The organism is Vibrio sp. L5-1 (assembly GCF_021728315.1).
Taxonomy (GTDB): domain Bacteria; phylum Pseudomonadota; class Gammaproteobacteria; order Enterobacterales; family Vibrionaceae; genus Vibrio; species Vibrio splendidus_K.
The window spans coordinates 37,289-48,586 of the sequence record NZ_JAKKCQ010000005.1 but is presented as its reverse complement, the minus strand read 5'-3'; the positions used below and the strand labels follow the sequence as shown (position 1 = coordinate 48,586).

The 11,298-nt window shown below is 42.2% G+C and carries 11 protein-coding genes; 10 read left to right on the top strand and 1 reads right to left on the bottom strand.

The window, feature by feature from the left end; all coding sequences use genetic code 11:
- Nucleotides 1-164 precede the first annotated feature (164 nt).
- From L3V35_RS17915 to L3V35_RS17880, 8 genes are all read left to right on the top strand, one after another.
- On the top strand, nucleotides 165-644 hold the full coding sequence (locus tag L3V35_RS17915; RefSeq protein WP_017079599.1) for a type II secretion system protein: 480 nt from the start codon (nucleotides 165-167) through the stop codon (nucleotides 642-644).
- An 849-nt stretch (nucleotides 645-1,493) separates the two neighbouring features.
- Nucleotides 1,494-3,239, top strand: coding sequence for an EAL domain-containing protein (locus L3V35_RS17910; RefSeq protein WP_237300385.1), 1,746 nt, complete (start codon nucleotides 1,494-1,496; stop codon nucleotides 3,237-3,239).
- 222 nt (nucleotides 3,240-3,461) lie between these two features.
- Entirely contained in the window at nucleotides 3,462-3,833 is a 372-nt protein-coding gene (locus L3V35_RS17905) for a GntR family transcriptional regulator (protein ID WP_237300384.1), read from the top strand.
- The gene (locus tag L3V35_RS17900) at nucleotides 3,830-4,684 is read left to right on the top strand and encodes an ABC transporter ATP-binding protein (protein WP_065205829.1); all 855 of its coding nucleotides are present in this window, start codon (nucleotides 3,830-3,832) and stop codon (nucleotides 4,682-4,684) included. The genes L3V35_RS17905 and L3V35_RS17900 overlap by 4 nt, the downstream gene beginning before the upstream one ends.
- Entirely contained in the window at nucleotides 4,684-5,541 is an 858-nt protein-coding gene (locus L3V35_RS17895; protein WP_017083226.1) for a hypothetical protein, read from the top strand. The genes L3V35_RS17900 and L3V35_RS17895 overlap by 1 nt, the downstream gene beginning before the upstream one ends.
- A gap of 940 nt (nucleotides 5,542-6,481) precedes the next feature.
- On the top strand, nucleotides 6,482-6,769 hold the full coding sequence (locus tag L3V35_RS17890) for an antibiotic biosynthesis monooxygenase (protein ID WP_237300383.1): 288 nt from the start codon (nucleotides 6,482-6,484) through the stop codon (nucleotides 6,767-6,769).
- Nucleotides 6,770-7,324, top strand: coding sequence for a nucleotidyltransferase family protein (locus L3V35_RS17885; RefSeq protein ID WP_237300382.1), 555 nt, complete (start codon nucleotides 6,770-6,772; stop codon nucleotides 7,322-7,324).
- A 202-nt stretch (nucleotides 7,325-7,526) separates the two neighbouring features.
- Nucleotides 7,527-7,964 carry a bifunctional diaminohydroxyphosphoribosylaminopyrimidine deaminase/5-amino-6-(5-phosphoribosylamino)uracil reductase RibD gene (locus L3V35_RS17880; RefSeq protein WP_054547159.1) on the top strand — a complete coding sequence of 146 codons (438 nt, stop codon included), beginning with the start codon at nucleotides 7,527-7,529 and terminating at the stop codon, nucleotides 7,962-7,964.
- Between the two features lie 17 nt (nucleotides 7,965-7,981).
- Here the strand turns inward: L3V35_RS17880 and L3V35_RS17875 are convergent, their stop codons facing one another.
- Nucleotides 7,982-8,434 (bottom strand): NUDIX domain-containing protein, encoded by a 453-nt coding sequence (locus L3V35_RS17875; protein ID WP_171310853.1) that lies wholly within the window; start codon nucleotides 8,432-8,434, stop codon nucleotides 7,982-7,984.
- A 291-nt stretch (nucleotides 8,435-8,725) separates the two neighbouring features.
- Here L3V35_RS17875 and L3V35_RS17870 point away from each other — a divergent pair, with 291 nt between their 5' ends.
- Nucleotides 8,726-10,438 carry an RluA family pseudouridine synthase gene (locus tag L3V35_RS17870; protein WP_237300381.1) on the top strand — a complete coding sequence of 571 codons (1,713 nt, stop codon included), beginning with the start codon at nucleotides 8,726-8,728 and terminating at the stop codon, nucleotides 10,436-10,438.
- 206 nt (nucleotides 10,439-10,644) lie between these two features.
- Entirely contained in the window at nucleotides 10,645-11,025 is a 381-nt protein-coding gene (locus L3V35_RS17865) for a hypothetical protein (RefSeq protein WP_004729929.1), read from the top strand.
- Nucleotides 11,026-11,298: the final 273 nt, after the last annotated feature.

The window sequence follows — 11,298 nt, the reverse complement described above, 5'->3', positions numbered from 1 at the left end:
TGCGGCCAATAACGACAAGCCGAAGTTAAAGTATTGTTTATTATGCAATTATTGAGAACAATCAACCTGCAAGCCATATAACAGATATACCTACCTTCTGTAATGGCTTTGGTATTTAGATTACCCTCAAGCAGCCCCTCAATCAGATCAAATAATCGGTAAATATGAGAAGACAAAACGGCTTCACTCTCTTAGAACTTATCATCGCAGTCTTAATTTTAGCTATCCTGTCTGCCACGGCTATGGTCAAGTTCTTAAACGTTCAAGGAAGCGCCCGTGCGAGTAAAATACACGACGTAGCGGGTAACCTACGTACCGGTATCGATATGATCTACGCCAAGTCTGCGATTGCTGGCGTTGAGGGAGAGTGCAACTATGTAGAAAAAACGGAAATTGAAACCTACTACGTCTGTCATGGCTACCCAATAGCTTATGTGGATTCACTAAGAAGGCTGCTCAATATCGACAGAACAGAGCTTCACGTGATCAACAAAGAAGTCGATCCTGGTAGCAATGCCGAAAGAGTAGCAGCTATCTCTTTTGACGCAGATAACTACACCTATTCACCTGAAGGTGACTTTTGTCAGGTACTCTATCAACCAGAAAAAGAACCTCAAATCGTCGTACTTGATGGCGCATGTTAAATACTCAACGATTTTACTCATACAGAAGTTAGAGCTAAGCCATCGAGACAGATCTTTGAATATCATGTGATTACGATAAATCTGTTCAAAAATAATACGAATAGGACTAAGTTGTTGCTGCTTACATCTTCAAGTGCTGTTTACGTTATAACACGAACCTAATTCATATCTTATTTTTTATAATTAGTCTATAAAGATCTACATAGGTGTATGTCTGATATAGATATCAACAGTGTTTTGATTAAACATCTTTCATAAATGGATAGGTATAAATATATAAATAAAATAACATGCTCGTGCTATCTAAAACTTCCCCACTAAAAACTTCATTATTTAATAAGACGTAAGAATACAAATAAGGAAAACTCAAAATACAATATTATCAATGCCATCATCTATCCATATAATTCAATTACTAAAATCATGTCTCAACTAAATTATATTAACATTACATAAATTGACATAATCTAAGTTTATCCGGAAAAATTCTGATAAATCTCACACATCAATAAATTAAATGAATACCATCAAAAGCTACATTAGAAACCTCTAAATTTAGTGGCTAATCCTTCCGCACAGAAGCTGCAAAATGGATAAATACCAAAACAAATGGATAAATCCCCTTTACCCCTTGTAAATCATTGGCTTTCATTTATAAATTCAACTTTTGGGTGAACATCTCGATAACCTTTCATTCAAGCCCAAATTCTGCGATTAGTATCAACATCTTAAGAGAAAATGGTGACATTTTGGTTATATTATTTGGAAAGGACTCTTAGGTTGAATGAAAATCCCAGCCAATACACATCAATCACATAAATATAATAACTGTCGCTTAGGAGTTGAGCCATGCACTGTTCTTTCAATATAAACAACAATAATGAGAGCTTGCAACTGATCTACAATGAAGAAAAAATATATATCAAGAACAACAGTAATAAGATATCAGAGGAAAGTCTTAATAGTAAAGAGAGTTTTGTATTCAAATATCTTATTGATCACTCATCAATATCTAACCCTCAATCTGCACGAGATGTTGAAGAGTCTTTTAAATTACATTTTGATGAAGAGTTTAGTTTGTATGCACTAAAAAACATCATCGCCTCAATAAGAAAGAAGTATCGAAACTTATGTAAAAAAGCAAAGATAGATAATAATAGCGAACTTATCTCTAACCTTTATAAGGTGGGTTACTTCATCGATCTCGATAAGAGCTCTACAAACTGCATCGCACCAAAGTACGACATCAATCAATTCAAGCCCAGTCAGATAGAAATGTTGAAAATGATGTTCAATACCTATCATAGAGAACTGATTAAGGCTCTGATAACCGTGTTCACCGTCTCTTCATTTTTCCTCTTCGTTGTCTACTTTTTCCAAATCCTTTATACGACGAAGATTGCAGATGAATACAGCGAAAACACCAAACATATTGCTGAAGAAATCATGCTCTATGGTTGCGATAACCAAGGGGCTGTGCACTCATTAAGGCATTCACTCAACTTAGATTCTGTCATCATGACTACGTCTTATGGTTCATGTTATATCTCCAAAACACGCTCGAAAATGGTAGACCTTGATCAAGTTGATGACTTTTACGATAGTACCGATTTCGCTTATTCACGCTTCGTAGATACCAAGCGTGACATTGACCTTACGGTGCGTATTTCTACACGCTCTATTGAAGCTCGATACAAGAACTCACTATTGCCGCTGTTAGTCGACTCGGTCTCGATCCAGAAGAATGGTTATTACATTCTGAACCTAGGTGAAGAAAGTAAAGCTATCTATCAAACACCACTGCCAACCGGTGCAACCATTACCTTTTACAGTGATGATATTGTCGTACTGTGGACTGCGCTTTCTCTGATTCTCGCCACACTGCTTTATCGCTCCTATATTCTGGGCTTTATGATCTACCTGTTTCGTTGGAAACACATCTCCTTTGAAGAAGAGCCCATCATCAACACCGAAGACAACAGCGTTCTGTATTACGAGTTGCTATCTCGAGTTCGTAACGTCGGCGTTTTAAGCTTCATCAACACCATGAGACGCACCAATTTACTCACCTTTCACACTATCTTGCTCATCGAGACAGTCAGAAAAGCCAAATTACACAACAGCCATGAGATCTATGGTGTCAACGTGTGTCCGAGCGCTTTGGTGGGGTCGAACTTCGCAAGGCTCAGAGAGCATTTGGCCGCGATGGAAGCGAATGAATTTGTCGTCGAGATTACTGAATATTCGAATATTGGCTATGGATGTGAGGTTATCGATAACATTAAGGATATCAAAAAGCTTGGTATCACTATCGCTCTGGATGACTTTGGCACGGGCAATAACAACATCGAAATCATCAATGTTATCTCTCCGGCCTATCTAAAACTGGATCGTTGCTTTGTTAAGGATATCGAGTCAGGAGAGCACCATCAGGGTGTATTGCTTAATATCTCTGAGATTGGACGCTTATCAAATATCACGATGATTTATGAAGGTGTCGAGACGCGCAGGCAACAATATATCTTGTGTCAGCTAGGCTACAACTTACATCAAGGCTATCTGTATAGCCGGCCCAATGACTCAGAGGAGCAATAGGCCCCCCTAACAGAAATCTTGACGAGCAACCATTTCCTATTCAAATAATCATCGCTCATACAGCTGCTTGAAAGCCCACAAGGACGTAGGCTTCAAGTACCCTCCCCACCAAACATGCTTTATCCAAATGTAAAAATATCCGATCCATTTTCATAAAACCCTTGCCAATTCGAATAAAAAGGTTAGTGTTATACACATGTATATCACCATGCAGTTTTAATTATGACCGAATGGAAAGACGACCAACCGATCTTTAGGCAGCTTGCCGTAAAGATCAGTGACCAAATTCTTCAAGGTGTTTGGTTAGAGCAACAAGCATTACCCTCTGTGCGTGCGGTTGCTGCCGATCTCAAGATCAACCACCTTACTGTCATGAAAAGCTATCAGTTACTGGTGGATGAAGACTTGGTTGAGAAAAAACGCGGCCAAGGCATGTATGTGGCCGAAGGGGCACTTCAAAAATTGAAAGAGTCTGCACACCAATCATTCATCAACACACAGATCCCAGCCATCGCTGAGACGCTAAGCATCATTGATATGAGTGTCGAAGAACTCGTGAAACAGCTAGCACAACATATAAAGGACAAGTCATGAGTACTTTACTTTCAGTGAAAAACGTAACCAAAACCTATTCGAACCAAGTGGGTGTCGAGAACATCAACTTCGAGTTAAAGCCAGGGCAAGTACTTGGGCTTCTGGGCCACAATGGCGCGGGCAAATCGACACTGATCAAATCACTGCTTGGTGGCCACAACTATCAAGGTGAGATTGAAGTAAACGGCTACCACCCTATCCACCAGCACGCAGAGCTCATGCAGCATTTATCGTATATTTCAGATGTTAACGTGTTACCAGAGTGGATGACCGTTAAACAACTGCTTCGATACACACAAGGTGTTCACCCTAGCTTCAACAAACAAAAAGCAGAACACACGTTAAGCAGCACCAACATTAAGCTCTCTTCTAAGATCAAACAGCTTTCTAAAGGGATGAAAGTTCAACTTCATCTCGCGATCATCATCGCGACTGACACTCAAGTGTTGATATTAGATGAGCCAACGCTGGGCTTAGATTTGCTGTACCGCGATACTTTTTATCGCCACCTACTAGAATGGTTCCACGACGGTGAACGCGCCATGATCATTGCAAGCCATGAGGTTTCAGAAATTGAACACCTATTAACGGATGTACTGATTTTGAAGCAAGGTCATTGTGTACTGCAGAAAAGCATGGAAGACATCGAGCACGACTACTTCATTATCGAAGTCGCAAACAACCATTCAAGCGAGATACAGAAACTTAACCCACTCACCTCTCAGCCTGGGTTAGGGACGACTAAGTGGCTATTAGAAGGTCAATACAAAGCGCAGGTTGAATCACTGGGTAACATCTATAACGTTGGTCTAGCAGACCTATTCCTTGCAACACAGACGGAGAAGGCATAATGCATCCAAGTTTTTACATGCTAGAAAAAGAACTCATCGAGCACAAAGTTAACACTCGATTGCCTCTGTTTGTCGCATTATGTGGTTTCTTACTGTTCGTTGGTCTGTTCTTTAATGGCGCAGCGCAACATGAGTTTTTCTTTGAAATGCAAGTGAACGGTGACGTGAGCGACATCCACAGAGAGTTCGCACAAGATCTCAACTCAGTGATCTACTTTGGCGCGGGCCTTATTTCACTGATCCTGTCGACGCTATATATCCCTAAAACGCTGCGTAAAGAACGCCAAGAAGGCAGTTCAATGTTTTGGAGAAGTATGCCGGTATCCAATGCAATGACTCACGGCGTGAAGCTAGGCTTCGGTTTAGTGGTTATTCCGGCTATCTGTGCATTGTTAGTGCTGTTCGCAGATTTTCTATTCTGGATATTGAACGTATCAAGTGAACAACAACTGGCGCTATTGGTTGAGCAGCAATCTCTGTTTTATGTGCTGAGCAACTGGGTAGTGTTTTTTGGACGAATGATGTTAGTTGCACTGGTTTTATTGCCACTGGCAACTGTCACTCTAGCGATTTCGCAGCTGGTGAACTCTCCGCTGCTTGTCATTTTTATCTCAAGCTATGCGATTAAGTTCCTCTCTGTCGCCGTGTTTGGGTTCTATGGCATCAATGATTTCCTATCTCTCATCGCGTCATTACCAATGAATGTGCTCATAGCAAGCAACCCATTAAGTGCGATTGCAGAAGCGCCGATTTTATCTCTAGGTATTTACGCACTGATCGGTGTTGGTGGCTATCTTCTGAGCCTAAAGCTGAACCGAACCGATGATGTCAGTTTGAAGACGCTCTTCCAACGTTAACGCATTAGCTCCTGACGTTGGTGTTATCTCTCCCGAGCAGGTAACCACATCAGATATCAAAATCTAAATCAAAGCTTCTGAGAAATCGGGAGCTTTTTTTGATCACGACTTTGCCAATACAGAGATAGGTAACAAGAACAAAGGGACAAAAGGGTTTTAGTTAGGAGTAACAGAGTGAAGCAACAAGAGAATCTAAGAGGGGGTATTAATGAGCTGACATTGAATGCATTGTTGTTAATGCCTGTCAGCTCTTTGGAGGATGATTTCTTTAGTCGCCGACCAGATGAAGGTCCTTGAGAGTGCTAATGAAATCGATTTGTTGCGTTTTACATTTGATTAAGCTTTTCAGCTTTTTTTATCTTAAAGCTTTACGATTTAAAGCTTATTTCTTTGAAGCTTCTTTCGCTGTGTCTTTCCAGTATTGGATACGAACGCGATGAAGCTGTGCTCTTCTCATTTTTTTCATAAGGGATATTTCCTTTTCTTTAACTGCTCTTCATGAGCTATTTTTATTGCCAACAATTCGAATCTAACGGTGTTTGATGTCCAGATCAATGATACAAATCACAAAATTTATAGAGTTTTGAGTACCATTTACATCAAAGTATGACCTAGCTATCAACTATGGCTCAATTTAATATCTTAAGCCGTTGTTCGAAATTTAGATTAGTTATCTCAGGTGACAAATTCATTTCAGTATCAATACAGTTCAATGATACGTACTTAATAGACCGGACCAACGCGGATTTAGTTCCAACGTCTTATTTTTTATTGCTCACATAGCCCTCAAAGTTACGCTGTAACTAGCGCTACATTCAATGTGAACAAATAATCGCCACATTAGCCTATACGTCACAACATCAAAGTGGGATTATGTTTGTAACGGATAGAGCTTTTGATATAAAAAAGCCGTAGTGAATAAAATTAAATGGACGTAATTATGAGTAAAGTAATTCTGCAAGGGCATATTCTAGTGCCAGACAACGACCTAAAAGCCGTCACACAAGCCTTGGTTGTACACAAAGAACTGACACTGGAAGAACCTGGTTGTATCGTGTTTCGAGTCAGCCAAAGCACGCTTCAACCTAATCGCTTTGAAGTGTATGAAGAATTCACTAGCCGAGAAGCATTCGAAGCGCACCAACAGAGAGTAAAAACGTCTGAATGGGGTGATATTTCCAAGAACGTAACGCGTCATTATCAAATAACCGACGTTACTACTTCATAAATGTCCGAGCCATTAGCCAACCGTATCGTCACGTTGATCAAACAGGATCCCTTACGAATGCAGGTTTTAGACTGTGTCTCCCAGTTGGATTTACCGCAGTGTTATGTTGCTGCAGGCTTTGTGAGAAACCTCGTTTGGGATCACCTACATGGCTATGCCTCCCCGACTCCACTCAATGATATTGATGTGATCTACTTTGATCCCATTGATACCTCTTACGAATCGGATTTTAGATACGAGGCTCAGCTTAAACAATGCTTACCCAAACTGCATTGGCAAGTTCGCAATCAAGCCTGCATGCACACTAGAAATGGAGATGAACCTTACCAAGGCTCATTGGATGCGATGAGCTACTGGCCAGAGAAAGAAACCGCAGTCGCCGTAAAGCAAAACCTTAATGGAGACATCGAGTGTATTTCATCTTTTGGTTTAGAGAGTTTGTTTGATTTGAAGATCACACCGAACCCCAATCGCAGCAAAGACGTGTTTGACCAACGAGTTCAGTCTAAGAACTGGTTAACTCATTGGCCCAAATTAGCGATTGGTCACAGTTAACGATTAACCACAGTGAGTTAATGAGCGGCTACAGTCAACTAGCGGCCAGATTCAAAATGAAAACCATTGACTAAAAGCCCAATCAGATCGAACATGCCCCCACTTGCTTAGCTTATTAGCTTAGTAAGTTAGTAACTAACCAAGTCATCAACCGCGCGCGGTCACTCACTGCTGCGCTCCCTCGTCATACTGAGTAACGACCATGAACCGACAATACATGCTGCAAGCTCTTGAAGCTTCGCGCCAAGCCCTACCCGATTGCCAACCAAACCCACCAGTGGGCTGTGTTTTGGTTAAGAACGATAAGGTGGTGTCTGTTGGGTACACACAAAAAGTCGGTGGAAACCACGCCGAGGTTGAAGCACTGAATGGCTATGACAGCAAAACGGACGGAACAATGGAAGAGGTTACCGCTTACGTAACTTTAGAGCCATGTTCATTTGTTGGCAGAACACCCGCTTGTGCCAATACATTGGTTAAAGCAGGTGTAAAACACGTAGTCGTGGCGATGCTAGACCCAGACCCTCGCAATAATGGTCGTGGTGTTGCGATACTTGAATCGCACGGCGTGAAAGTGGATGTAGGGCTATGCCAAGCACAAGTGAGCGCTTTTCTAACCCCGTATCTTGGTAAGTCTTAGCTCTTAAACAGCCAACGCTAACTCAATTTGACTCGATAAAGCGGATTGACTCGCTTATCGACAAAATACGACCAAATATGATCGTAGACGGCATGTTGGTTGGGGAACGGCGCAAGTGCTTTCGCTTCCTCTAAATCGCACCAGCGGTACTCTGTATGTTCGTCATTCAGTTCAATCGTTTGGTTGGGCGGGCATAGCACCGCAAACACTGGGATCAACTGAATCACATTAACGTGCGCTTCGTAAAACTGCTCCAGAAACTGCGCGTTATACAAGGCTTCCACTTTAATTTGGGTCTCTTCTTCAAACTCGCGCACGATAGCCTGCCAGCCTGTTTCACCTGCTTCAATCGAGCCTGCGACATGGCACCAAAACTCGCCCTTCACACGCTTCATTAGTAGCATTTTCATTTGTCCGTCGATCTCTGAAATAGCGACACCAGATACAATCGAAGTATTGAGTGGAATCATAACGTTACCTTAGGTTGAACAAGAGGGCGGCAAGGCTACCACCCTTCGTTTGTGAAGTTACCTTCTATGATTAAAAACGAGAAGTTACTCATCAATTAATGAAGTTCAAGCCATAACTCATGGGTTCCGTGTTAACCGTCTCGCTTAGCTATCCAGTAATAGAACCATTTCTTATTTGAGGCGCTTTTCGATAAAGAGTAGAATCGCCGCCTCGTACTGTGTTTAAAGTCTCTAAACATACACAGTAGACTCACAACCATTTATCACCACGATATAAGTATTAAGACGACTATGCACTCCTCAAAATCAACGCACGACTCAGATAACAGCCACACACCTGAGCATTGCTTCACCCGCTTTCAACAGCCGATCGAGTCGTATTCGTTGCCAGAGCGTTTCACCTTCCCGTTCTATTACGAACCGCATCCACTGTGTGAAATCGCCTCTCGTCAGCTTCAACAATATCTAGAAACGCAAACCGATTGGCAACATGACTTCGGGCTAGATTCTGACGCTGGTCGCGGCAAAATGTTTGGTGTGTTACTGGTGAAAAGCCCTGAAGGTGAATTGGGTTACTTCTCTGCTTTCTCAGGTAAAATCGCCGACCAAAACCTACTGCCTCACTTTGTGCCGCCCGTATTCGACATGCTGAGCAGCGACAGCTTTTTCCATCAAGATACGGCCGATATGATGGCTGTAAACGCTGAGTTTAAAGCGCTGCAAGCAAATACTGAATACCTTGATTTGTGCGAACAACTTGCGCAGCAAAAAGCGCAAGCTGAGCAAGAGATTGAAGCTCAACGTCTATTGATTATTGAAGGCCGAAAAACACGTAAAGAACAACGTGAACAAGGCAAAGAAAACCTTGATGAGCAAGCTTTCGAACAGCTAAATAACGAGCTAAACAAGGCCAGTGTTGCCGACAAGAACCAGCAGAAATACCTAAAGCTCAACTGGGAACAGACCCTGCAAGTGTTGCAGGCTAAAGTTGATGTTTTCACCTCTCAACTGGCTGAGCTAAAAGAGCAAAGAGCACACCTTTCTCATCAGCTTCAACACAAGTTGTTTTCACAATACGCTTTCCAAAATGCGGAAGGAAATATTGAGGATCTGAACCAGATCTTTGAAGACACCCCAAACAAGATACCACCGGCGGGTTCTGGCGAATGTGCCGCTCCAAAGCTGCTGCAATACGCGTATTTGAACGGTTACACACCGCTGGCATTGGCTGAATTTTGGTGGGGTCGCTCTCCAAAGTCTGAAATCCGTAAGCACAAGAAATACTACGCCTCTTGCCAAAGTAAGTGTGTACCGATTTTAGGCCATATGATGAAAGGTCTAGAAGTCGATCCAAACCCATTGCTAGAGAACCCAGCAGAAGGAAAAGACCTCGATATCCTGTTCCAAGATGAGCACATCGTTGTAGTACACAAACCAGCAGGTTTTCTGTCCGTACCGGGTAAAAACATTAAGGACTCGGCCTACACACGCGTTCAAGAAATGCACCAAGATGTTGAAGGGCCATTTGTTATCCACCGTTTGGATATGGCGACCTCTGGCATTCTGATATTTGCTTTAACACGACGTGCGAACAAAAGCTTACAGAAGCAGTTCATTACTCGTGAAGTTGAGAAGCGATACGTAGCAATGATTGAAGGCGTTTTAGATCAAGATGAAGGTTATGTTCTCTTGCCACTGCGTGGTGACTTATACGATCGTCCTCGTCAGATTGTTTGCTTTGAACATGGCAAACACGCTGAAACCAAGTGGGAAGTGATTGAGCGAAACCAAGACACCACCAAGATTCATCTGCACCCGAAAACGGGTCGTACACACCAATTGCGTGTTCACTGTTCACATGAAGAAGGGCTTAACATGCCTATTTTGGGTGATGGACTGTATGGCAACAAAGCCGACCGACTACACTTACATGCAGAAAGGCTTGCTCTGCACCACCCAGTGACAAAAGAGTGGATGGTGTTTCAGTTCGACGCAGAGTTCTAAACGCTCTCGCTTTCCTTAATAACGCGTTCTCGCCTGCACATTTTGACCATTAGTTTCGACAGTGCCGCGCTTTATAGAAAAGAGTCACAACCTTTTGTGACTCCTACCTCTTTCGGATAGTTATCCACGCTTATTGCACTACATCAAGATTCATTTTCTTGTGACGAGTAGCATGCTCCACTTCTTCTTTCCTTGAGGCCTTTGATATGTCATCAGCTGCTTTGAATTTGCACCACAACACACAAACTTCTTCTTTGATAACTGCGCAAGCACCAAGCTTGAAACCACTAGCAACCAAAAAGCCTAATCTAAATTTGGCAATGCTAAGCTTAATTGAAGAAGTTAAAAACGAACTCCCACTTTACGAATCGGAGACGTTTATCTGTGGGCCAAAAGGAAACTGCTCGGGTTGCTCTAAGAAACTACTAGAGATGGTCGACAGTGAGTTAATGTATTGGGAGCACAGTATTTCCATTGGCCAAGGCCCTAACTTCGAGGAACTGCGCCGCTTTGGTAAGCTTTGCAGCAGCGTTCGACGTGGTTTAGAGCGTAACGGTTTAGTCGAAAAACGCCCAAAGAAAAGATAACAAGCCAAGTCGTGAGTATTGTGGTTTCGTTGAGTATTACAATATCGTTAGCCATTACAATGTCACCAACTATTACAAGGCCACTAGCGAATACAAGGTCACTAGTAATTAAAATGTGCCGTGACTATTACAGCCTATCCCTACCACTAACTGGTTGAACTCGTTATCCATAAAAGTGATAATATTTTATAATACAATTAAGCACAAAGACAAGCTCTTAAAGTCTGTTCGCTACATTCTGTAGTGAATCCGTCCTTCATGTCTGAAGTGCTT